Here is a 24,132-nt window from a genome sequence, read left to right as displayed (position 1 = left end):
GCGACCGGCCCGCGGGATCAGAGCGCCGCGGCGGGGGACGACAGAAGGCGCAGGACGTCGATGACGGCGTCCGCGGCCGGCGCACCGGGTTCGATCAGGGTGTAGTGGCCGGTGTCGGGCAGGGTCACGACCTCCGCGTCCGAGTGCACCTCGGCGTAGTCGGAGAACTGGTGGAGCGGCACCTCCTCGTCCTTGGCACCGTGCAGGAGTACGGTGCGCACCCCCGTCGTGCCCTTGCCCCGGAGCAGGGTCAGGGGGTCGACCAGCGGGAGTCGGGAGGCCACGTGTTCGGCGCCACCGAGCAGTTGCAGGCCGGCGCCTTCGCTCAGGTCGTCGCGGATCGTCGCCGCGAGGTCGGTCAGCGGAGCCAGCCCCAGTACCGCGGTGGGCAGGGCGGTGGCCGTGTACCAGGGCGAGTCGGCGGGCAACAGCGACCGTGCCCCGGCCCACAGCGCGAGATGGCCCCCGGAGCAGTGGCCGGCCAGTACGAATGGGCGGCCCTGCGGGATGGTCTCCACGGCCAACGCGATGTCGTCGAAGGTGGCGGGATATCCACCGGCGCCACCTGACCGCCGGAACCCCGGCAGCACGGTGGTGAAGCCTTGCCGAGCCACGTGGGCGGCGAACGGCGTCAGATGCATGCGGTCGTACCGCCAGTAGCCGCCGTGCAGCAACATCACCAGCGGGGCGTCGGGGTCATCAGCGGGCCACAGGTCGTACACCTGGTTCGGGTGTGGGCCGTACCGGTGGTGCCGGGGTGCCAGCACCGGCTTCAGGCTCAGCACCCGGCGCTCTTCCTCCAACGCGAAGGCGGATGCGGTCCGACGCTGTGCTGTCGGTCCGTCAGACATGACCACGGGCGCTCCAGAGCTCGGGGAACACGGCACGGCTGGCCCGCTTCTCCAACCAGGCGACGCCCGCGGAACCGCCGCTTCCCACTTTGCTGCCCATGGCGCGACGGGTGGCGAACAGATGGTCGTTGCGCCAGCGCAGGACGAGTTCCGCGATATCGGTGAGCTCCTCGCCGAGCTGCACCAAGGGGTCGTGTGCCGGGCCGGAGTAGATCTGCCGCCAGACCTCCTCGACCTGTTCGTCCGGCGTGTAGGCCTCGCGGGGGTCCCGGGTCAAGACCCGCTCGGGGACCGGCAGGCCCCGTCGGTGCAGGTAGCCGAGGACCTCCTCGTACAGGGACGGCTGGGCCAGCGCCTCTTGGAGCTCGGCGTAGGTGGCGGGGTGCCCACGATGAGCCTGCACCATGGACTGTGACTTGTCGGCGAGCAGGAACTCCATGTGCCGGTACATCGCCGACTGGAAGCCGGAGGCCGCCCCGAACGCTTCCCGGAATCCGTTGAACTGCCCCGGTGTCATGGCGGCGATCGGCTGCCAGGAGTCGTTGAGCGCCTGATGGGTGCGCCGGCTGCGGCGCAGCGCGTCCATGGCCTGCTCGAAGTCGTCCTTGAGTAAGGCGTCCCGGGCGGTGCGCCACTCGTAGACGAGCAGGGTGAACCACAGCTCCATGACCTGGGTGGTGACCAGGAACGCCATCTCGCCCTGGTCGCTGGTCAGGGGCTGCTGGAGGGAGGACAACACCGATGCGCGGACGTAGTTCTCGTAAGGGGTCGCCCCCTCGAAGTTCAGGGCTGGTGCTTCGGGGGCGGCCGGGCAGAATCCGTTCATGGGCTTCCTTCGCAGGTCAGGTGAGACACGGAGGTGGCGGGATCACGAGGCGGGAAGTCCGATGTGGGTGCCTCCGGTGGCGTCCAACCACTGCCCGGTGACCCAGCGGGCGTCATCGCTCGCCACGAACGCGACCACGTCGGCGATGTCAGAGGGCTGTCCGATCCGGTTGAAGACGGACGCGGAAGCGTAGGCGTCGAGGACCTGCTTCACCTGCAGGGTCGGGTTGATGTCGGTGAGCGTGAAGCCCGGCGCCACGGTGTTCACGGTGATGCCCCGCGGGCCCAACTCCTGCGCCAGGGTGAGGCTGAGGGTGTCCAGTGCTCCCTTGGTCATCGCGTAGGCCACGATCTGCGGCATGGCGATCCGGGTCACGCCCGAGGAGATGTTGATGACCCGGCCGTTGTCGCGCAGCCGGCCGAGGGCGTGCTGGAGGACGAAGAAGGGTGCCTTGACGTTCACGGCGAACAGCCGGTCGTAGTCTTCCTCGTTCACGTCCGCGATCCGCCTGGGCAAGGTGATGCCCGCGTTGTTGACGAGGATGTCCACACCGGAACGTGCCCCGAACTCCGACAACTGCTTGTCAAAGGTGGCCCACAGGGCCTCGGCGTCACCGGAGACACCCAACTCGGCGTGAACGGCGAATGCTTGGCCGCCCGCCCCTTCGATATCGCTGATGGTGTCGTCGGCGGCGCTGGCGTTGTGCCCGTAGTGCACGGCCACCAAGGCGCCTTCGGCGGCGAGCCGCAGCGAGATCGCCCGGCCGATACCTCGACTGCCGCCGGTCACCAGGGCCGTACGGCCGGCGAGTCTACCTGGGGTCATCGTCATGCTTGCAGCGCTCCTGGGGAGGAAGGGGAAAGGATCGGGGACGCGCCGAGTGCCGCCCCCGGGTTTCAGGCGTCGAAGTCGAGGGAGACCTCGTCCGACTCCGGTCGAGCCCGGCAGGTGAGGGTGTAGCCGGCCGACGTCTCCGCTGGCCCCAAGGCGTACTGTCGGCCCATCAGTACGCTCCCGCCGGTCACCTTGGCCCGACAACTACCGCACAGGCCGTCCCGGCAGGAGTACGGGGTCTCGGGCCGCGCGCGCAGCACCGCGTCGAGAACCACGCGGTCCTCCGCAAGCATCACTGCCTGCGTGGTGCGCCCCCCCAGTCGTGCGGTGATGCGGCCGGTGCGGCCCAGTGGTTCTTCCGGCGGTGCCTGCGGTGCACCGCCGGTGGTGAAGAGTTCGAAGCGCACTCGCTCGGGTGCTGCACCCCATTGGGCGAGGGCCGTCTGAACGGTCTCCACCAGACCCCAGGGCCCACAGAGGTAGAAGTGCGAGGCGTCTTCGGGCGTGGCGCCGAGCAGGCGCAGCAGCCCAGGCAGCCGTTCGACGTCGATGCGCCCCGAGAGCAGCTCGCTCCCCTGGGACTCTCGGGACAGGACGTGCAGGACGAAGAAGCGGTCGACATAGGCGTCTTTGAGGTCGGCCAGTTCGTCCGCGAGGAGCACCGACTGGGCGGTTCGGTTGGCGTAGAGGAGCGAGACCCGGCAACCGGGGTCCGAGCGAAGCGCCGCCACCGCCATACTCAACAGCGGGGTGATGCCGCTACCGCCGGCCACCAGGACATGATGGGCTGCGGGCGCTTCGGCGAGTCGGAAGTCGCCGCTGGGCGGGGCGAGTTCGAGATGGTCGCCGGCGCTCAGCGTGCTGGTGGCGAAGTCCCCGAAACCGCCGGGGCCCAGGCACTTGACCACCAGGCGTATCCCGGCCGACGCCCCGGGCGGGAGGCACAGGGAGTAGCTGCGGCGCAGCTCGTTCCCGCCCCTGAGGTGGCGTACCGCGACATGTTGCCCGGGCCGGTGCGCGAACACGTCCACCCACCGGTCGGGGACCTCCAGGGTGATCGCCACCGTCCGCTCGCCGACGCGTTCCACCTGGCTGACCCGAAGCCGGTACCAGCCGGTGGCGCGCCGGACCGGCGCGCCACCGGTCCCTGCTGCCGACTGCTGACCCCCGGTGGTCAGCACCGAGGCCGTTGCGGAGGTCGTCACGGGGCACTCACATCGCCTTCAGGTGTGCGAAGGTCTCTCGGCAGGCCGTGCAGACCAACACGGCCTGACACCGGGTGGCCCCGAAGGGGCTCTGCGGCCTGGTCGCCGTCGAGCCGCAGTGCGGGCAGGCAACGCCCAAGCCGATTCGGACCGGCAGCGGGTCGCCCGCCGGACCTGGAGGCGCAATGCCGTGCGCAGCGAGCTTGCGGCGCCCCTCGGCGCTGATCCAGTCGGTGCTCCACGCGGGCGCGAGGACCTGGCGGACCCGGCCGTCCGGGTGACCGCTGGAGACCAGCGCCTCACGGATGCCCGCCTCGATCGCGGGCATGGCCGGGCAGCCCAGGTAGGTCGGCGTGATGACGACCTCCAGCGCCCCGTCCGGGGCCTCCTCGACACGGCGGACCACTCCCAGGTCGGCCAGCGAGATCATGGGGAGCTCGGGGTCCGGTACCTGGTTCACCCGTTCCCTCACCCGTTCGGCCGGTAGCCGTTCCACAACGTTCACCAGCTACCCCCCGGGTGTTGGCGGCGGACCGCCTGTAGTTCGGCCAGGAGCGGCCCGAACGCCTCGCTGTGTAGCCCCGTCCGCCCACCGTCGGCACGCCAGGAGGGCCGCGGCACGCTCAGACGGGCCTCCTCGATCACGGAGGCGACTGCTCGCTGCCAGTCGGGACGCAACCGGGCCGGCGAGATCGCGATGCCGGCCGCATCGAGGCGGTCCGACAGCGCGTCGGCGGTGAACAACTCGTCCGTGTAGGGCCATACCTCATCGAGTCCCCGCTGCATCCGCAGCCTGCTCTCGGCGGTGCCCCGTCCCAACCGGACGGTCCACTGCTCGGCATGCATCTGGTGGTATTCCACCTCGCGAGCAGCCCGGGTGCCGAACGCCGCCAACACCTCGTCCGCGCAGCTCTCCAGCGCAGTCCACAACAGTCTGCTGTAGTGCGCGTACACGAGTTGACGTGCGATCGTGAACGCGAAGTCCCCACGGGGAAGCTCCACCAACAGGGCGTTGCGAAACTCCCGTTCGGTACGGGCGAAGGCGAAATCGTCCTCGCCGCGTCCTGTGCCGTCGAGTCGACCGGCGTGGTCGAGCAGCGTGCGGGCATGGCCGAGCAGATCGAGGGCGAGGTTGGCGAGCGCCAGGTCCTCCTCGATGGTGGGGGCCCTGGTGACCCAGTCGCACAGTCGCTGGCTGAGGATGAGGGCGTCATCGCCCAACCGGACCACGTACTCGGCCAGGTCGAGCTGAGCCGCCGGTGCGGTGCTAGAGCTCATGCCCGCCGTCCTCGTTCAAGGAGATGTAGTGCTCCGGGTAGCGATACGGCTTGTGGGCCGCGTTGGCGAAGAACGGGTCCTTCTCGTCCGGTGACGCGGCGTGCACACATGCGGAGGCCACCACCCACAAGGAGACCGTCTCGCCCCGACGCGTATAGAGCTCGCGGGCGTTGGCCAGGGCCATCTCGGCGTCAGCTCCGTGCACCGCTCCGACGTGTTGGTGTGCCAGGCCGCGGCGCGGCCGAACGAACACCTCCCACGGGGTCTGCACCCGAACCGGTCCCTCGTTCACGCGGCTTGCCCTTCCTCTTCGGTGAGTCCTGCCGCGTAGGCGTCGACCGCCTCGCGGACCCAGGCTCCTTCCCGGTGCGCCGCCACCCGGTGGGAGAGCCGTTGACGGGCACAGTGCGAGCCGTCGCCGAGCGCACCGCGGAACAACTGCCAGTCGATGGGGCTGAAGTCGTAGTGCCCGCGCTCCTCGTTCCAGCGGATCGCAGGGTCGGGCAGCGTCACCCCCAACCGCTTAGCCTGCGGCGCACAGTTGTCGACGAAGCGCTGGCGCAGCTCGTCGTTGGTGTGCCGCTTGATGCCCCAGGCCAGGGAGCGCCGGGACACCGAGGCGCCCATGGCCGCGGTCCGCGCGTCCGCGCCCTGGGCGACGGTGTCCGGAGGTCCGAACATCAACGCCACCGCCGGAAGCCACCAGCGGTCTACCGCGTCCTGTGCCATCTGCTGCTGCTCGGGCGTTCCCCGGCACAGCGTCCACAGCACGTCATAGCCCTGCCGGACGTGGAACGCCTCCTCCTGGCAGACCCGTCGCATGGCCCGCGCGTACGGGCCGTACGAGGTCTGGCACAAGGGGGCCTGGTTCACTACCGCGGCGCCATCGGTCAGCCAGGCGATGGCACCGGTATCGGCCCAGGTCAACGCCGGATGGTTGAAGGTCGCGGCGTACCGCTGGTGCCCGCTGTGCAGGGCGTCGAGGAGCTCGGCGCGACTGACACCCAGCGTCTCAACTGCGGAGTACAGGTACAGCCCGTGACCTGCCTCGTCCTGCACCTTGGCCAGCAGGCTGGCCTTGCGGTGCAGCGAGGGTGCTCGGGTGAGCCAACTCCCCTCGGGCTGCATGCCGATGATCTCCGAGTGCGCGTGCTGCGCGATCTGACGGATCAACATCCGACGGTATCCATCGGGCATCCAGTCCCGGGGCTCGATCTGTTCACCGGCGGCAAGGAGCGCCTCGAAGTGCTCCGTCAGCTCCTGCACGTCGTGCACGGGACCTTCCGGTCCGGCGGGTTGCGCGCTCACCTCGGATCGCCCTTCGTCCGTGCCACTGCCCTGGCGGCAGTGCCTCTCAGTAGGGAAAGAGGGGAGCGAGCCGGGCGGCAATCCCTGGGCGGGGCAGGCCGTGGCGTGATGAAGGTCACGTGACTGCCGGGGAGTGTGCGCGGCATCCGCCGCCTCTCTCCCCGGTAGTCAGTGCCAACGAAACCGGCGCGGCGTGAGCGCGCTGAGAGGGGTTACGCCATGAGCACCATCAGGACGATGCTGGTTGAACTGACGGGGACGGCGGAGTTCGCCGAGAGTATCGGCGACGACGAGGACCTCAGCGCCAGCGGCATCGACTCCGGCGACCTCGTGCGCCTGGTCCTGCTCATCGAGCAGCGGACCGGTGCGGAGGTCACGGCCGAGGACATGGAGGCGCTCACCACCATCGCCGACTTCGAGCGCTACCTCGCGGATCGGGAGACCGCCGCGCAGTCGGGCGCCAACTGATGTGGCTGACGCAGCTGGTGGAGCGTAACCGCCAGTGTTTCCCGCGGCGCACCGCTCTGGTGGACGACAGGCGCTCCGTCACTTGGGCGGAGTTCCATGACCGGGTGGAAGGCCTCGCACACGGCCTCGTGGAGCTCGGAATCGGCCGGGGGGACCGTGTTGCGGTGCTCTCCTTGGACCGGATCGAGGTCATGGAGTCCTACTTCGCGCTGGCTCGGATCGGCGCACTGTTCGTCCCTGTCAACCACAGCCTGACGCCCGTGGAGGTCGCCGGGATCGTCGAGCGCACCGGGGCCGTCGCCGTGATCGGCGAGAAGGAACTGCTCGCCCGTCACCCGAAGCTCCCCGTGCGGCAGCGGATCTGCTTGGACGAACCCGAGTTCGCGGCGCTCGGCTTGCAGGGTGGCAAGGCCCTGCCGGACGTCTCGGACACCGAGCCGGTGGCGATCTTGCACACGTCTGCGACCACCGGCCAGGCCAAGGGCGTCACCGTCGATCAGGGGTCGTTCCGGGCCATCGCGCTCGGATGGCTCGCGGTGGCGCGCCCCGAGAGCGACATGGTGCTGGTCAACTGCTGCCCGCTGTACCACGGCAGCATGGTGGTGTCGCTGACCTATCTGGCGGCGGGCGCAACGGTGGTGCTGATGCCCGGTTTCAAGCCGCAGACCGCGCTCGCTGCTCTGGAACGCCACCAGGCCACCCACGTCTGGCTGGTGCCGCAGATGCTGCGCTTCCTGCTGCGGGCCAAGGCTGCGGAGACCGCTGATCTGTCGCAGTTGCGGGAGGTCCTGTACGGCGCCGCGCCGATGCCCTCCGACGTCTACGCGGAGGCCGCCGAGCGCCTGGGATGCGGCTTCCGCCAGGTCTACGGGATGACCGAGGTCGGGGGCCCCTTCGTGACCCTGGGGCCGGAGGAACACCCCGACCCCGAGGCCGTTCCGGAGATCATTCCGGCGGGCCGGGTCATCCCGGGGATGTCGGCCCGCGCGGTGGACTCCGGTGGGCAGGAGTTGGAGCCGGGCGGGATCGGGGAGGTTTGGGTGCGCGGACCGGGGGTGATGCAGGGCTATTGGGGCGATGAGGCGGCGACCGCGGAGATCACCGTGGACGGCTGGGTGCGCACCGGTGACCTCGGATACCTCGACGCCGGCGGCTACATCCACCTGGTTGACCGGAGCAAGGACTTGATCATCCGGGCCGGTCAGAACGTCTACCCCTCCGAGATCGAGCGGGCCCTTCGCACTCACCCCGCGGTGCACGACGCCGCCGTGGTGGGGGTCCCCGACGCGGACTACGGGGAAGTCCCACTCGCCTACGTGGTGGCCGATGACGGCACCACCGCAGCCGCTCTGCAACGCCATCTGACCGGTTGCCTCGCGGCCTACAAGCGGCCGAAGACCGTGCAGTTCATCGACGAGGTACCCCGTAACCCCGCCGGGAAGATCATCAAGAAGCTGTTGCGTGCCTGACCCGCGCGGTCCGGCCCGGTATGACGCCACGTCTGCGGGCCGGACCAGCCACCGTGCGGCGCCTGGTACGGAACCGGGTTCGACGGGGGTGCGCACGGCCGCTGCCGCGGCGCTGTCAAGGCTGCGGCCCCTCCTTGGTTCGAGGGGGCTGGCTCTGGGCAGCGCGGTGGCGGGGGAGGCCGAAGCGGGGCCGGCGGGCCCCTTCGAGCGCGCCCAGGCGAGAGCCATGCCGGCGCCGCGCCGCGATGACTTCCTCGCCGGGCGCTGTGCGGCGCGCCGCGCCCTGACCGGGGCCGACCTGCCGGCCGGGGAGATCCTCCGGGACGGCCGCAAGCCGGTCTTCCCGTCTGGCAGTGTCGGTTCCATCAGCCACGATGGCGGCTTGGCCGTGGCGGTGGCCGCGCGGGCCGAGCGCTATGCGGCGCTGGGATGCGACCTTGAACTACGGGGGCTTCCATTGGCCGCGGCGCACCTCGTCCTCACTCCCGAGGAACGGGCCTGGACCGCGTCCGCTCCCGACGAGGCGCAGGCCTGGTGGCATCTGCTCCGGGCCTTCTGTGCCAAGGAGGCGGCCTACAAGGTGTTCAGCGTCCTGCTGCCCGAGGAGCAGGTGCCCGTCACGTTGCTGGGCATCGGGGCCCGGCCGGTAGCCGGCGGATTCCAGGTCTGGCCCGGATCGCGCCCTGATCGGTTACTCGCGGTGGAGGTGCGTGCGGTGGCCCGTGGCGCGTTCGCCTGGACGATGGTCGCCGGGCGCGAGCGGGCCCGGTGGGGCCGGGTAGAGGCCGACCCCGCCTGACGAAGTGCCGCTGAGGCCTGAACGCCGGCCCCGACGGGGTGCGGGCAGATCGCCACGGCACCGCGCGTTGTCGGGGCACCCGAGTGGGTCTGGTGGTCGGGTGCCCCGTCGTTCTGGGCACGCGTGGCCGTTGTGACGAGCGCCGCCCCGGGAGGTCGGCGCCGCCCCGCGCCGCGGGTTAGGACTCGGCGTTGACCAACACGGCCATGTTGCCCGCCGGGTGCTGGTTGTCATGGAGCAACTGGTGCGCCTTGCCGATCTCTTCGAAGCCGAGAGTCAGTGAGAGACAGGGGTCGATGACGCCCTGGCCGATGAGCGTGGTGATTTCGCGGGCCTCGCGGGAGCTGGAGACGTGTGAGCCCTGGAGTCGCTTCTGACGCATCCACAGGAAGCGCAGGTCCACGTCGCCGTTGTAGCCGGTGGTGCCGCCGCAGATGACGACCATGCCCGCGTTGTCACACAGGTACATGGAGGTGGGAATGGTGTCGGCGCCCGAGTGTTCCACCACGATCCGCGGGGCCCGTCGCTCGCCCAGGGCCTCCCAGAAGTCTCGCCCGAAGGCGCGGGCTCCCTTGAGCCACTGGCCCATGGCACGATCGTCGGAGGTGTCGGGCAGACGGCCCCAGTGATCGAATCCGCTGCGGTTGATGTACCCCTTGGCGCCCAGCTCCTGGCAGTACTTGCCGCGCTCGTCGCTGGAGACCACGGCGATGGGGATGCCGCCGGCGTGGCGGACCAACTGGATCGCCATGCAGCCCAGCCCGCCGGCCCCGCCCCAGATCAGAACCGGGTCACCGGGGCGTACCGTGTGCGGCTCCCAGCCGAAGAGCTGTCGGTAGGCCGTGGCGCCGGTCGCCATGTAGCAGGCGGCCTCGGCCCAGGAGAGCCGCTTGGGCTTGGGATGGCACTGGTACTCCTCCACCACGGCGAACTGTGCGAAGGAGCCGTAGTTCTCCTCGTAGCCCCAAACCCGCTGCGAGGTGGAGGTGCAGGGATCGGCACCGAGGCGGATGTCCTCGGCGCTCTCGTCCCAGACGGTGGCCAGCAGCACGATTTCGTCGCCGGGAGTGAGGCTTCGCACGCCCTCGCCGACGGCCCAGACGATGCCGGAGGCGTCTGAACCCCCGATGTGGAAGTCCTCCGGCTCCCCCCGCTTTTGCCGGGTGGCCACCACGTCGACCGGATCGCCGAGCGAGGCCCACACGTTGTTGTAGTTGACGCCGGCCGCCATCACCTTGATCAGGACCTGCCCCGGTCCGACGGGGGGTACGTCCACCACTTCGGTGCGGAAGGCGTCGACGGGCTGTCCGTAGCGCTCCGGACGGATCAGGGAGGCGTACATGCGGCGCGGGACCTCGCCGAGCGGAGGGGCGTCACCGAGTTCGTACAGGTCTTTGTTCATGAGATGGCTCCTGACGATGCGGGCGTGAAAGGGGCGCGGGCCCCTGTGGGTCGGCTGGCTGGCCCTCACGGGCGAGTCAGCGGTGGGGCGGGTGGGCCGGACCGGCTGCGGTCCGGCCCACCGCTGGAGCTACGGGGGGTCTCGTGGGTCGGTCGGTGACCACAGGGCCCGGTCCTGCGGCGACGACAGCGGACCGGGTGCGGCGCCCGCCCTCACCGCGCCGTGAGTTCGGGGGCGGCAGGAGGCACCGGAGGTCATGCCGAACTGGGATCCTGGGGACGCAGGGCCCTGGCGAGGGCAGCGCCGATGCGGGCCATCGGCTCCGGCTCGGTCATCTCGTAGTGACCGCACGGCAGCACGTGGTCCTCGAAGCGGCCCGAGACATGAGGGCGCCAGGCATCGGCCTTGCCTGGTGCCAGCGAGAGATCGGCCGGGTTGGCCGAAGCCTCCCGGTCGGCGCCGGCACTGAAGAACAACACGTCCCCGTCGAAGGTCTCGGCGCTGAACTCGGGAGCGATGCGGAGGTTGTTACGCATCACCCGGGCGATGGCCAAAGCCTCGTCCACGGTGACGGCAGAAGGACCTCGGTCCACTTCCTGCGCCGACAGCAGCCGCACCACCTCCTCGACGGTGCCCACCGACTCGGCGGGCACGTCCAGGCCGGCCACTCGTACGAGGAGCGCGGCCACCTGCCGTTCCGTCTCCCCAGGGTCGGTGACCTGATCCTGGGGGAGGGGAGCGTCCAACATCGCCAACAGTTCGACCTGTTCGCCCTGACGCTGGAGTGCGACAGCCATGGAGTGCGCGACGAACCCCCCGTAGGACCAGCCGAGGAGACGGTAGGGGCCCACGGGCTGCACCGCGCGTAGGTGCGTGAGGTAGGAGTCGACCATCTCCTTGGCGTCTGACGCAGGAGCGTGGTGCGGGTCCAACCCGTGCGCCTGGATGCCGTACACCGGTTGGCGGGCCCCGAGGTGAGGCAGCAGGCCGCTGTAGCGCCAGGCGATGCCCGCGCCCGGGTGCACGCAGAACAGCGGGCGCTGGTCACCTTCGGAGCGCAGCGCCAGCAGGGGGGCGAAGGCGTCCGCACCGGCTGTCCCGCCCCTCCCGGACCAGGCGATCAGCCCGGCGATCGTGGGCGCCGAGAGGAACGCGGCAACGGGGACGTCCAGCACGCCGCCCTCTCGCATCCGGCCGGTCAACAGCATCGCCCGCATCGAGTCGCCACCGAGATCGAAGTAGTTGTCATCGATGCCGATGCCCTCGATTCCGAGGGCTTCTTGCCAGTGCTCGGCCACGGCGCGCTCAAGGTCCGTGCGGGGCGCCTTGTGCGCGACCGCCAGATAGGGCCGCGGGAAGCGTGCCTGGACGGACGGGGCTTCAACGGGGTCGGCCTGCACCGACGGCAGGCTTCCGGTCGCGGCAGCCGAGGCAGCGGGGGCGTCGATCCAGTGGCGGCGGCGGTCGAAGGCGTACCCCGGCAGGTCCACCCGTCGAGGCGAGCGGGTCGGCACACCCCCAACCGCCAGATCTATTGGGACCCCGGCGCTCCACAGCCGGCCCAGAGCCTCGGTGAACACCTGACCGTCCGGACTCGACGCCTTGGCATGCCGCATCGTGGGCACGGTGAGTACGGGTTCGTCGGCGAGCCGGGCGCCGGCGAGTTTGGCGAGACTGTCGCCGGGGCCGATCTCCACCAGCAGCGGCCGACCGCGCTCCCACAGGGCGGCGATGCCGTCGTCGAAACGCACCGTGTGACGGGTGTGGTCGAGCCAGTGCTGGACGCTGGTGGCCTGCTCCGGTGTCACCCAGGTGCCGCTCACGTTCGTGACGTACGGGATCTGCGGGGCCCGCAGTGTGACGCTGCGCAGGCGTTCAGCGAAGGCCGGCAGCACCGGGTCCAGGACGTGCGAATGAGCGGCAGCCGGCATCCGAAGCCGCCGATGGACCACCGAGTCCGCCAGGAGCCGCGCCTCCAGCGCCTCGACCGCCTCGGGGCGGCCAGCGACCGTACAAGCCGTGGGACCGTTGACCGCCGCCAAGGACAGGCCGTCGCCCAGATAGCCGCGCAACTCCACTTCGCCCAGGCCCACGCCGACGGTGGCGCCGCCGGCCGAAGCGATCAGCCGAAGCCGCTCGGCGACCAGCGGCAGCATCTCCCCGAGCGAGAACACCCCCGCCAGACAGGCCGCCGTGTACTCCCCGAGCGAGTGCCCGATCAGCGCCGCCGGACGTACTCCCTGCTCCATCAGGGTCCGCGCCAACGCGAACTCCGTCACCACCAGTGCCAAGAAGGCGTCCACGCTACCCGGATCGCTGCGCTCGAAGAGAGCGGTGCGTATCTCGCGCCCCAGACACCCGTGCAGGATGCGGGCGCATTCGTCGACGACGTCCCGATAGACCGGCAGGTCACGATAGAGCTCCGCGCCCATGCCCACGTACTGGGTGCCACCACCCGGCAGCAGGAACGCCACCGGCGTGTCCTGCCCATCGCGCACCTTGGGAGTCCGGGGCAGTGGGTGACGCAGGGCCTGGGCGGCCTGTGCCGTGCTGTGCACGGCCACCGCGGCTCGGTGGGGCAGGTCGGGACGGTACGCGCGCAGCGCCTGCGCGACGTCCGCCACGTCGAGTTGGGAGTGCGTGTCGAGGTGACGGGCGAGGTTCTCGGCCTGCCCCTGGAGGGCACCGGGAGTGCGGGCGGAGAGCGTGAGCACCTGCCATCGCCCGTCCTGTTGCCGCGTTGCGGCCGTGGCCTTGCACTCCTGTTGCGGTGATTCCTCCAGGATCACGTGGGCATTGGTGCCACCCACCCCGAAGGCACTGACGGCAGCCCTGCGCGGTTCGTGGCCCGCAGCCCACTCCTCAAGAACGCAGGGCACCCGGAACGGGGTGGCGGCGAAGTCGATCAGTGGATTGGGCTCGGTCGCGTGGAGGGTCGGTGGGATCTGTCGGTGCTCCAGGGCGAGCACCGCCTTGATGAATCCGGCCATGCCGGCGGCTGCCCCCAGGTGGCCGATGTTCGACTTCACCGAGCCGAGTGCGCAGAACCCGTTGCGGTCGGTGCTCTCCTTGAAGGCCCTGGTGAGGGAGGCCACTTCGATGGGGTCACCGATGCGGGTGGCGGTTCCGTGAGCCTCGACCAGGCCGATGGTGTCCGCGCTGACGCCCGCGGCGATCTGGGCCGCGAGGATCGCCTCGGTCTGACCCTCGGTGCTGGGGGCGGTGAAGCCGACCTTCCGGCGGCCGTCGTTGTTGATGGCGGAGCCCTTGACGACGGCCCTGATGCGGTCGCCGTCGGCGAGGGCGTCCTCCAGTCGCTTGAGGACCACCATGCCGACGCCGTCACCCGAGGAGGTCCCGGCCGCGTCCGCGGCGAAGGCCCGGCACCGGCCGTCGGGGGAGAACGGGCCGTCCGGCACGTGCCGGTAGCCGAGCTTGGCTGCGGGGTTGAGCGAAGCAGCTCCAGCCAGGGCCATGTCGCAGCGGTAGTCCAAGAGGTCCTGACAGGCTGTGTGCAGGGCAACCAGGGCTGTGGAGCAGGCCGTCTGGAGCGACAGGCTGGGTCCGGTGAGGCCCAACTCGTAGGAGATACGGGTGGCGAGGGTCCCCAGCGAGTTGCTGGTCGCCGCGTGCACCAGCGCGACCGAGGCACTTTGGCCCGCGAAGTGCGGGTGTACATGGGCGGGGTAGTAGCGGCTGTCGCCCGCCCCGGCGTACACGCCGACCTGTAACTCGCCGTGCCCCTTGGCGTAGCCGGCTTCTTCCAGGGCGTGGTAGGCGCACTCCAGCAGCAGCCGCTGTTGCGGGTCGATGACGGCGGCCTCGGCGGGGCCGTAGCCGAAGAACGCGGCGTCGAAGCGGTCGATGCCCTCGATCACCGAAGCCATCCGCACCAGCTCAGGATCGCTCAAGCGCGCCGGGTCGCCGCCCGCCGCCAGGAACTCCTCATCGGTGATCGGTCGGATCGATTCCCGGCCCTGCGCCAGGTTGTCCCAGAACTCCTCCAACGTGTCGGCGCCGGGGAATCGGGCCGCCATCGCGATGACGGCGATGGCCGGCTCCGCCTCGTGCGGGGTGTGCGTGGAGTCATGCATCGTTGCGGTATCCCTCGTGCTCGGTGGTGCCGGTGCCGGTGCCGGGCGCTGGGCGGCGGGCGGAACGGACAGCCCGTTGGCGCGCCGCACGTTCACGGACCCGGTCCAGGCCGCCGGCTGGGGCGGTGGTGGTGACCGCCGTGGCGCGCGCCCCTATCCCCGAGTCCGTCAGGTGCCGGGCCAATGACCGCACGCTCGGGTGGCTGAACAGGTCGACCACGCTCAACTCGCAACCCAGCTCGGCATTCACCGCACCCTGAGCACGGACCAACAGCAGGGAGTGCCCACCGAGGTCGAAGAAGTTCTCCTCGAAGCCGACGTGGTCGCGGCCGAGCACATCGCACCAGATGCCCGAGAGGGTCTTCTCCAGCCGCTGTTGTTCCTGCGCCGTCTCCTCGCCCGGTCCCGCGGTCGAGACCCCGGCGGGTGCGCCCGCAGCGCGCAGCGCCCAGGCATCATCCACCCCGCTGGCGTGGGCCGCTGACTGTGCTGCGCCGTAGAGCGCGCGCAGGTCCGCCCCGTCCTCCAGCGTCACCCGGGCCACCAAACGCTGTGCGGTACTTCCCGCCGAGCGGACATGCCCGTGCACCCAGGGCCGTGTGCGGTCCACACCGACCAGGACATGGGATTCGTCCACGGTGCGGGCGAGGTCGAAGGACCGAAGTGTCGCCGCGGAGTCCAGGACGCGGTAACCGCGCGCTTCGGAAAGTGATTTCAGACCGAAGCCCTCGCTCATGCCCAGCTCGTCCCACATGCTCCAGGCCAGGCTCTGAGCATCGACCCCGTGGGCGCGCTGACTGGCGGCCAGTGCGTCGAGGAAGGAATTCGCCGCGGCGTAGGCCCCGCTCATCGAGCCGCCGAAGAACCCGTTGACCGAGGAGAAGGACACGAAGGACCGGGCGCGGAACTCCACGGCCAGCCGGTGCAGGGTCCAGCCACCGGTGACCTTCGCCGCCAGTTCCGCACGCCAGGCTGCCAGGTCCAGGTCGGCCACCGACCGCTGCTCGAAGCGTCCCGCCAGGTGTACCACGCCCGCGAGCGGGGCGGACCAGGCGTCCCGGGCCTGCGCGACCGCGGTGCGCAGGCCGTCGGGATCGGTGATGTCGGCGCTTGAGTACCGCACGTCGCCCAGTTCCCGCAGTTCCCGGAGCAGCCGGATGCGCGGGGCAGCCTGGTCGCCCTCGGCCAGGCACCGGTCCCAGCTGTCCTCCGGGGGCAGCAGGGTACGGCCGACCAGCAGCAGCCGCCTTCCGGGGGTCCGCAGCAGATGTTTGCCGAGCCGGCCGGCAACCGCTCCCAACCCGCCACTGAGCAACAAGAAGCCCTCATCCGGTGCCGTGGTGCGGCTCGGCGGGGTCGTGGGCAGGGGGGCGAGGCGGCGTACCCAGCGTTCGCCGGCACGGAAGGCCACCTCCGCGTCGAAGGCCGCGGTCGAGACCTCTCGCAGGATCAGCTCGGCGCTCCCCTCCACCCCGCTGCCAGGCGCTTCGAGGTCGAGCTGGACGGTGCGCAGCCAAGGCAGCTCCTCCCGGATGGTTTTCAGCAGGCCACCAGAAGCCCCGTGGGCGTAGCGGGGACGGTCGGTGCTCACCACCGCGTGCCCGCCGACCGTGACGAGATGCAAGGTGACCGGAGTCGATGGGACGGGCTGTTCGTGCAGGGCCTTGGCCAGGCACAGGAGGGTCTCCGCACCGTCGAGCTGGGCGTCGAGGAGTGCCTGCACGGTCTCGGGCTCTTCGCCTCCCTGGTCCACGGCCCCAAGGTGCAGCACGCGGTCAACGGACCGGCCATCCGCCGCCAGGAGGTCCAACAGCCGCGCGTAGTGCTCCACCGCGTCGGCACGCAGCCGGTAGTGGGCCGCGTCCAGCCGCTCGAAATCGGATCCCGCCGTGACGACCGTACAGCGCCCGCCGCGCTCCCGAAGCCGAGTGGCCACCACTTCGGTGATCTGCGCCGCGTGGGTGTGACGGCCCGCCAATACCAGGGTATGACCCGCCGGCTCCGGACCTTCGGCCCGGTCGGTGCGTTGCCACACCGGACGCAGGAACCAGTCCGGCACCGTGGCGCTGCTGCCGAGGAGGATCTCGGAGGCCTGCGCCGCCTCGTCGAACTCGCCGGCTTCGAAGCGTTTGCGCAGCTGGGTCCGCTGGATCTTGCCGATTTCGGTCTTGGGGATCGTCTCTGCCCGGATCGCCATCAGGTGGGCCGGGCTGACACCGATCTCCCGGGTCACCTTGCCCCGGATGGCCCGCAGTGCCTCGGTGACGTCCTGCCCCGCCTCCAGGTGGAAGAAGAGCGCCAGCTCGTCGGTGCCGGCCGCGGAGCCGGTGCGCACGGCGCAGGCGGCCGTGAAGCTGCGGACGATGAAGGGGAGTTCCTCGACGCAGGACTCGATCTCATGGCTGTAGTGATTGACGCCGTTGACGATGATGACGTCCTTGGCGCGCCCGGTGATGTACAGCTCGCCGGAGCACAGGAAGGCCAGGTCTCCCGTTTCGAACCAGCCGTCCTCGGTGAACGACTCCGCGTTCGCCTTCGCGTTGTCGTGGTAGCCGGAGGTCACCGTCGTGCCGCGGACCTGGAGCCGGCCGGCGGTGCCTTCCGAAACGGTCCGGTCCTGATCGTCGACGATCCGCATGGCGAATCCGGGATAGGGCAGGCCACAGCTGACGAAAGTGCCCTCCTCGGCCCGGGGCTGGGCGGGGAGCACCGTGTCGGTGACCACCGAGGAGGTCTCCGACATGCCCCAGCAGGGGTGCATCACGTCCTGGGGCAGGCCGTGCGGACGCAGCACCTCCAGGAAGCGCCGTGCGGTCGCGGCCACGACCACTTCGCCCGCGTTCATCACCAGCCGCACGCAGGACAGGTCCCAGGTGCGGTCCGTCATCGACGGGGACTGCTCCGCGACGAGCCCGAAGGCGAAGTTGGGGGCCCAGATGATGCTGGCACGGTGCCGGTCCGCCAGGTCCATCCAACGCAGCGGGTCCTCCAGGATCCAGGCGGTCGGCGCGTGCACCTGCCGGCACCCGAGGTAGACGTCCCGCAGGTGGAACATGACCACGCCGGTGACGTGGTCGAGCGGGATCCAGTTCAGCGAAACGTCCCGCTCGGTCAGTGCGTTGAGCGAAGCGGTGGCCGCGGCCCGGGTCAGGACGTTGCGGTGGCTGAGCCGGACGGCCTTCGGTAGCCCGGTGCTACCGGAAGTGAGCAGCATCAGCACCACGTCGTCCGGCTCCGGCCGGTGCCAGTCGTCGTGGCGGTCGCCCTCCCGGAGGGCGTCGACCGTGACCAAGCGCAAACCGGGCCAGTCCCGACGGTCCGCGAGACCGCGCAGGCCCTCCTCGCCGGAGGCCGACGTGACGATCCACGGCCGGTCGAGCATCTGCCAGACGCCTTCGAGCTTCGCCACCGGGGCGGAACTCGTCGCGTACGAGACGGGTACCGTCAGCGGGACGACGACGAAGCCACCCAGCACACAGCCCCAGAGGGCGGCCAGGAAATCCTCGGTGTCCTCGCACTGTAGGACTACCTGGTCGCCCGGTCGCAGTCCGCGCGTACGTAGTCCGCCCAGTACCCGGGACGCCTCCTCGATGAGGGAGGCGTAGCTGCGTCGCTGCTCAGTACCGTCGGCGCGGACGTGCACGACCTCGGCGTGCGGCCCGCCGGCCGCTGCCCGGCGTAGCGCACCGGCCCAGTCGGACACGGTGGGCTCGGGCAGTGGTGGTCCTTCGCTCAACGCGGGGACGAAGGCGTCGAGTGCCGGGCCGGGATCCTCGGTCGGTGTGAGGCCCTGGCTCACCGGAGATCCGACGTAGCGGCGGCCCAGCGGCTCGATGACGGGTTCCAGTTCGACCGACGCGCGGCGAACGCCCGGCACCTGCGCCATCGTGGCTTCCCAATGACGGGCGCTCTCCTCGTCCACCAGCGGCAGTCGGCGACATGCCGCCACGTCCACCGTGCCGTCCGGGTGCCTGGGAATCTCGTCCACCGTCAGCACGCGCGGGGAACCCGCGGTGACCTGGAGGGCCTTGGCGGCCTGCTCGGCGACTGCGGGACGGGTGGTGACCACCAGAGCCAGCGGCCGGTCGCCGTCCGCTGTGGGCGGCAGGACCTCGGCGTCGCGCACCCCGTGGTGAGCCAGCAGAACGCGCTGCACCACTGCGGGGTCGAAGCGTGGAGCGGGCAGCTCCGCCTCGTCCCGGTGGGCGACTCGACCCCGGGCCGGCAGCGCACCGATCCGCAGTTCCGGGTCCGCTGCGACGGCGGACAGCAGCGCGTGCAGGTCCTGCCCGAACTCTTCCACGGTGGTGTGATCGAACAGGTCCGAACTGTATTCGAGGTAGCAGCGCAGACCACCGGGGGAACCGTTCGCCTCGCGCTCCTCGACCACGTCGAGGAACAGGTCGAACTTCGCCGTCCCGGTCGCGCTGGGGCGCAGCGGCACGGCCGTGTCAGCCAGGCGCAGCACGGCCTCGGTGTTGTTCTGTAGGGCCAGCATGACTTGGAACAGGGGGTGACGGCCGGTACTGCGCGGCGGGTTCAGCTCCTCCACGAGTTGGTCGAACGGCAGGTCCTGATGGTCGTAGGCGGCCAGGTCGAAGGCCCGCACGCGGGCCAGCAGTTCGCGGAAATCCGGATCGCCGGCCGTGTCGGTACGCAGCACCAGAGAGTTGGCCATCAGCCCGATCAGGTCGTCCAGAGCCGCATCGGAGCGCCCGGCGACGGGCGTTCCGATGGGGACGTCCGTGCCGGCACCCCACCGGGTGAGCAGGGCGGCCAGGGCGCTCTGGAGCACCATGAACAGGCTCGCGCCAGCCTCGTCGGCGAGGGCGAGCAGGCTGGTGTGCAGGGTGGGATCCACGTCGATGCTCAGATGGCCCCCCTGGCGGGCAGGGTGGGCCGGACGATGGCGGTCCGTGCGCAGTGAGATCTCCACTGGCAGACCGTCCAGGGCGTCCTTCCAGAAGGCGAGCTGACGCCCCATGGGGCCGTTGCCGGTGCTCGCGCCCTCGAAGAGCGTGCGCTGCCACAGGGCGTAGTCGACGTAACTCACGGGTAGCTCCTGCCACACCGGAGCGCGCCCCTGCGCGCGGGCCTCGTACGCGGTCGAGAGATCCTGCGCCAGGGGGCGCAGGGACCAGCCGTCGGCAGCGCAGTGGTGCAGGACCAGCACCAGGGTGCGGGCCGGCCCCGTTCCGTAGACCCCGGCCCACAGGGGGAGCTCACGCTTGAGGTCGAACCGGTGGCGACGGGCGGCGTCGAGGTGAGCCGCTACTTCCGTGGCGGGGCAGTCGACGACCTGGAGCACGGGGCTCACGGTCCCTGGTCGGCACACCTGCTGGCGGGGGACTCCGCCGGACTCCGGGAGGAGGGTCCGCAGGCTCTCGTGCCGGTCGAGCAGGTCTGAGAGGGCGGACTTCAGGACGTCCACCCGCACCTGCTCGCCCAGTGGAACGACCAGCGGGATGTTGTAGGTGGCGGCGTCGTCCAACTGGTTGAGGAACCACATGCTCTGTTGCGTGAACGAGAGCGGAAGCGGCTCGGGGCGCTCGACGGCACGCACCAGGGGAGGCCTCGGAGGGGTGTCCGCCGCTGAGGTGGGGGTGAGGCGGGCGGCTACCTGCTTCGGTGTCGGGTGCGCGAAGAAGTCCGCCATGGAGAGTTCGGCGCCGCTGTACGCGCGCAGCCGAGTCATCAGTCTGCCGGCGAGGAGGGAGTGGCCGCCCAGGTCGAAGAAGCTGTCATCGATTCCGACCGTCGCTGCCGGTAGCGAGAGCAGTTCCTCGAAGAGCGCGCAGACATGCGCCTGTGCGGGCGTGGCCGGGGCGTGGCCGGTGGCCGAGGCGGCGAAGTCAGGTGCCGGCAGTGCCGCCGTGTCCAGTTTGCCGCTCGCTGTCAGTGGCAGCTCGTCGAGGAGGACACAGGCGCTGGGCACCATGTGTTCGGGCAGGGCGTGGGCGAGGTGGGCCCGCAGTTCGGCTGCTTGTGGGCGGGCCTCCTGTGAAGGGACGACATAGGCGACCAGGATGCGGTCGGCTTCCTGTGAGGCCGTCGGGGGGCGGGCCACGACGGCCGCCCGAGCGACACCGGGGTGGCCGAGGAGCACCGCCTCGATCTCACCTGGTTCGATGCGGAACCCCCTGATCTTCACCTGCTGATCGGCCCGCCCCGCGTACTCCAGGGTCCCGTCCGCCCGGCGGCGGGCCAGGTCACCGGTGCGGTACATGCGGGCGCCCGGTGCGCCGAAGGGGTCGGTGACGAAACGCTGCGCGGTGAGGTCCGGGCGCCCGAGGTACCCGAGGGCGAGGCCGGGCCCGGCCACGTACATCTCGCCCACCCATCCGTTGGGAACGGGCTGTTGGCAGTGATCGAGAACGTGTACCCGCAGGTCAGGCAGTGGGGTCCCGATGATGCTGCGGGACTGGGGGTCGGTGATGTGGGCCCGCAGGACCCGCTGGTGGGTGACGTGCACGGTGGTCTCGGTGATGCCGTACATGTTGATCAGCTCGGGCGCGCGGTCTCCGTGACGCTCGACCCAGGAGCGCAGTTGCGCCGGTTCCAGCGCTTCGCCGCCGAATATCACGTACCGCAGGGCGAGCGGCTCGGCCCCCTCGGCCAGCGTCGCGTCTGCCTGCACCAACTGCTGAAAGGCCGATGGGGTTTGGTTGAGTACGGTTACCCCTTCCTCGTGCAGCAGCTGACGCAAGGCGCGGGGCGAGCGGCTCGTCTCATAGGAGACGATCACGAGTCGACCACCGTGCAGCAGCGGACCCCAAAGTTCCCACACGGAGAAGTCGAAGGCGTACGAGTGGAAGAGCGTCCACACGTCCTCAGCGCCGAAGTCGAAGTGGAGCGCGGACGTTTCGAAGAGCCGGATCACGTTGGAGTGTGGGATGACCACCCCCTTGGGACGTCCGGTGGATCCGGAGGTGTGGATCACGTAGGCGGGGTGGTCGGGGGTGAGCGCACCGGTGCGCTCACCATCGTCGAGGTCGGTGGTGGGGTGAACGGCCAGTTCGGCTTCCACGGCATGGTCACCGAGTACCAGGGCCTCGGTCCCCGTGTCGGGGAGCAGGGGCATGGTCCCCGCGTCGGTCACCAGGAGCGCGGGCTCGGCGTCTTCGACCACGAGTTGCAAGCGGGCCGCTGGATAGCTGGAGTCCAGGGGCAGGTAGGCGGCGCCCGACTTCAGAACGGCCAGCACCGCCACCACGAGTTCGGCGGAACGAGGCAGGGCCAGAGCAACGATCTGTCCGGGGCCGGCGCCGCGTTCGACGAGTAGCCGCGCCAACTGGTTGGCGCGGGAGTTCAGCTCCCCGTAGGTCAGGTGGGAACCCTCATGGGTCACCGCGGGGGCCGTGGGGGCTTGGGCGGCCCGGGCCTCGAAACGGGCTGGCAAGGTGGCGTCTGCCGGGAGCGCGGCCGTGGCAGACGCCGGTTCCACGGGCAGCTCATCCGGGTGGAGCAGGCTCAACTCGGCGACGGTCGAATCAGGTGTGCAGTCGGCGAGTTGGTCGAGGAGCAACAGCAGCCGGTCGTGATGGTCATCGAGTTCGGCCTGGGAGTAGAGCGCCGGGTTGGCGTCGAAGGCTATCCACAGCCCTTGTCCACCGGCTCCCGGGCGAACGTTGATCTGGAGGTCCTCGACGGCTCCGCCGGACAGGTGGTGCCAGGTCGTACGAAATCCACCGAAGGGAGGTTCGTCGTCGAAGGGGATGAGGTTGACGACCGGCCCGTAGAGGCGCCGGCCCGCACCGACCATGTGGTGGTCACGGCGCAGGTCCTCCACGCGGTACTGCTGGTGCCGACGTGCCTGCCTCAGCTCGGTGGTGACGGAACCGACCAGTTCGGCCGCAGTGGTGCCGGGAGTGACGGTGAGACGCAGGGGCACGATGTTGGAAGTGGTACCCGGTGTGCGAAGGGCACTGGACCCCAGCCGACTCATGGTCGGCAAACCGAGGATGAGTTCCGGGGCGGCCGTGGCCCGGTGCAGGTAGGCGGCGACGGCGGCCAGCAGGAGTTCGTTGCGTCCACCGCCCAGGCGGGCGGCGGCGGTGGCTAAGCGCTGCGCCTGCTGCTCGTCGAGGCGGGTGACCCGGCGGATGAAGGACGGCGAGGGGGGCGCGCTCGCGGAGGTCAGTCCGACGGCTCCGGGGGCGTTCGCCAACTGCTGCGTCCAGTAGGCGCAATCGCGGGCGAATCGCTCGGATGCCCGGTAGCTTGCTTCCTCGTCCAGGAGGCGGGCGAGTGGGGCGAAAGGCGTCGGGGACACCTCCTGGCCCGAGGCGAGCGAGGAATAGATGGCGGCGAACCGCCGGGCGAGCAGCTTGTAGCTGTACCCGTCGAGCAGGATGTGGTGCGCGCGCAGGAACCAGAAGTACCGGTCAGGGGCGACGGTGAAGAGCGCCTGCGTGAAGAGAGGACCGTCCGTGAGGTCGGCCGGCTGTGCCATGTCGGCCCGGATCCAGGCTTCGGCCGCTCCGCGCGGGTCGCTCTGGGAACTGACGTCGACCTGGTGGAGCGTCCACCCGTCGGATGCCGAGACCTGGCAGCGGGGCCCGTCCGCTGTGTCGAGAAAGCGCAGGGCGAAGGTACCTGCCTCGGACACCGCTTGGCGCAGGGCCCTTTCGAAGAGCTCGGGGTCGACCCGGCCGTGGATCTCCATGTACTCGGCCGTGTTGTAGGCGGCGTTCGTGGGATCGAGTCGCTGCGCGAACCAGAGGCCCTCCTGGGCTCCCGTCAGCGGGCGACTGGCGTCCTGGTGGACGGACATGGCACCAACCCTCAGTAGGCGTCTGTAGTTCGGTGGGCGGGGTCCAACCCGCATGGTGCATTGGCGGCAGGCAGGTGTGGGAATCGTCTGCGGTCCGGTCTCGGGAAGAACGAAACCTGCTTGCTGGCCTGGCATCGGCGCATCGCCGAAATAGGGGCGGCACATGGAGGAAACAGAAGTGCCGGTGAGTTCGGAAGAATCCTGCGGGAGTTCACCCTGCATGAGGGGATCTGTGGTGGTCAAGCGGTTCCAGTCGGCGTGGCGTGTGGGTTCCGCCACGGAAAACCAAGCGGATTAAGGGTTTGAGCCGTCAACTTGCCTGGTTCGGGGAACGTTCGTTTCTGGACACGATTCGGGGTTGAACTTTGGTCATAATCAAGGCGGTCGAGGGGCGCGGTGATGCTCTTTGCATGTGCCACCTCGGGGATCCTTGCCGGACGGCGTCTGCGCAGAGGGAGCGGGAAGGGCGAAGTTGCGCCATATTCCCTTGTGCGGTTGGGGGAGTGGGCGCGGCTGGGTAGCGTTCCTCCGGTCCTCGGCATTCGCGATCGACGCTACGGCGGGAGCTCGGGGATGCTCCGGTGGGTCGGCGTGGAGTTCCTGCCGACAATCAAGTTCCGCTTGTTTCGATGCAGGATGAAAAGGCAAGGGCGACACGCCAGATCCGGATGAGAGGCACATCACGTCGAGCGGGCTCTTTGTCTTCTGGTAAGTATCTGGATTAGAGAAATCCTCCAGCGGTGAAAGCGCTACTCGGTATGGCCATCGGCTGAGCCGTTGGCGTTGCCCCGAGGCATGGCAGACGTGCCGGCTGGACAGTGGACA

14 protein-coding genes are annotated in these 24,132 nt (G+C 70.0%); 3 read left to right on the top strand and 11 right to left on the bottom strand.

From position 1 onward, the window contains the following. Positions 1-17 precede the first annotated feature (17 nt). The 8 genes from ACFYMC_RS25010 to paaA form a co-directional block, all read right to left on the bottom strand. Positions 18-851: an alpha/beta hydrolase gene (locus tag ACFYMC_RS25010; protein ID WP_388529075.1), complete on the bottom strand. Its 834-nt coding sequence runs from the start codon at positions 849-851 to the stop codon at positions 18-20. Beyond that, the gene (locus ACFYMC_RS25005; RefSeq protein ID WP_388529073.1) at positions 844-1,677 is read right to left on the bottom strand and encodes a tryptophan 2,3-dioxygenase; all 834 of its coding nucleotides are present in this window, start codon (positions 1,675-1,677) and stop codon (positions 844-846) included. Before ACFYMC_RS25005 ends, ACFYMC_RS25010 begins: the two co-directional genes overlap by 8 nt. Before the next feature lie 42 nt (positions 1,678-1,719). Continuing rightward, positions 1,720-2,508, bottom strand: coding sequence for an SDR family oxidoreductase (locus tag ACFYMC_RS25000; protein ID WP_388529071.1), 789 nt, complete (start codon positions 2,506-2,508; stop codon positions 1,720-1,722). 65 nt (positions 2,509-2,573) lie between these two features. After that, complete coding sequence (locus ACFYMC_RS24995) at positions 2,574-3,716, bottom strand: 2Fe-2S iron-sulfur cluster-binding protein (RefSeq protein ID WP_388529069.1); 1,143 nt, start codon at positions 3,714-3,716, stop codon at positions 2,574-2,576. A 7-nt stretch (positions 3,717-3,723) separates the two neighbouring features. After that, positions 3,724-4,221, bottom strand: a complete 498-nt coding sequence (paaD, locus tag ACFYMC_RS24990; RefSeq protein ID WP_388529067.1) for a 1,2-phenylacetyl-CoA epoxidase subunit PaaD — start codon at positions 4,219-4,221, stop codon at positions 3,724-3,726. After that, positions 4,218-4,994, bottom strand: a complete 777-nt coding sequence (paaC, locus tag ACFYMC_RS24985; RefSeq protein ID WP_388529065.1) for a 1,2-phenylacetyl-CoA epoxidase subunit PaaC — start codon at positions 4,992-4,994, stop codon at positions 4,218-4,220. Before paaC ends, paaD begins: the two co-directional genes overlap by 4 nt. After that, a complete protein-coding gene (paaB, locus tag ACFYMC_RS24980; RefSeq protein ID WP_388529063.1) occupies positions 4,984-5,286 on the bottom strand; it encodes a 1,2-phenylacetyl-CoA epoxidase subunit PaaB in 303 nt (100 codons plus the stop codon). The genes paaC and paaB overlap by 11 nt, the downstream gene beginning before the upstream one ends. After that, positions 5,283-6,302: a 1,2-phenylacetyl-CoA epoxidase subunit PaaA gene (paaA, locus tag ACFYMC_RS24975; RefSeq protein WP_388529062.1), complete on the bottom strand. Its 1,020-nt coding sequence runs from the start codon at positions 6,300-6,302 to the stop codon at positions 5,283-5,285. The genes paaB and paaA overlap by 4 nt, the downstream gene beginning before the upstream one ends. A 219-nt stretch (positions 6,303-6,521) precedes the next feature. On the opposite strand from paaA, the gene ACFYMC_RS24970 reads away from it, so the two are divergent. The 3 genes from ACFYMC_RS24970 to ACFYMC_RS24960 are packed head-to-tail and all read left to right on the top strand — an operon-like array spanning position 6,522 to position 9,038. Further along, positions 6,522-6,770 (top strand): acyl carrier protein, encoded by a 249-nt coding sequence (locus ACFYMC_RS24970; protein WP_388529060.1) that lies wholly within the window; start codon positions 6,522-6,524, stop codon positions 6,768-6,770. After that, positions 6,770-8,239 (top strand): class I adenylate-forming enzyme family protein, encoded by a 1,470-nt coding sequence (locus ACFYMC_RS24965; RefSeq protein WP_388529058.1) that lies wholly within the window; start codon positions 6,770-6,772, stop codon positions 8,237-8,239. Before ACFYMC_RS24970 ends, ACFYMC_RS24965 begins: the two co-directional genes overlap by 1 nt. Beyond that, positions 8,232-9,038, top strand: a complete 807-nt coding sequence (locus ACFYMC_RS24960) for a 4'-phosphopantetheinyl transferase superfamily protein (RefSeq protein ID WP_388529056.1) — start codon at positions 8,232-8,234, stop codon at positions 9,036-9,038. The genes ACFYMC_RS24965 and ACFYMC_RS24960 overlap by 8 nt, the downstream gene beginning before the upstream one ends. A 178-nt stretch (positions 9,039-9,216) precedes the next feature. On the opposite strand, the gene ccrA is transcribed toward ACFYMC_RS24960, so the two are convergent. From ccrA to ACFYMC_RS24945, 3 genes are all read right to left on the bottom strand, one after another. After that, complete coding sequence (ccrA, locus tag ACFYMC_RS24955; protein WP_388529054.1) at positions 9,217-10,440, bottom strand: crotonyl-CoA carboxylase/reductase; 1,224 nt, start codon at positions 10,438-10,440, stop codon at positions 9,217-9,219. Between the two features lie 254 nt (positions 10,441-10,694). Next, positions 10,695-14,534 carry a type I polyketide synthase gene (locus ACFYMC_RS24950; protein WP_388529053.1) on the bottom strand — a complete coding sequence of 1,280 codons (3,840 nt, stop codon included), beginning with the start codon at positions 14,532-14,534 and terminating at the stop codon, positions 10,695-10,697. Further along, the gene (locus ACFYMC_RS24945) at positions 14,527-23,307 is read right to left on the bottom strand and encodes an amino acid adenylation domain-containing protein (protein ID WP_388529051.1); all 8,781 of its coding nucleotides are present in this window, start codon (positions 23,305-23,307) and stop codon (positions 14,527-14,529) included. Before ACFYMC_RS24945 ends, ACFYMC_RS24950 begins: the two co-directional genes overlap by 8 nt. Positions 23,308-24,132 lie beyond the last annotated feature (825 nt).

Origin of the sequence: Streptomyces sp. NPDC006879 (assembly GCF_042869595.1) — a bacterium.
Taxonomy (GTDB): domain Bacteria; phylum Actinomycetota; class Actinomycetes; order Streptomycetales; family Streptomycetaceae; genus Streptomyces.
This window is presented reverse-complemented; position numbering and strand designations above follow the sequence as displayed.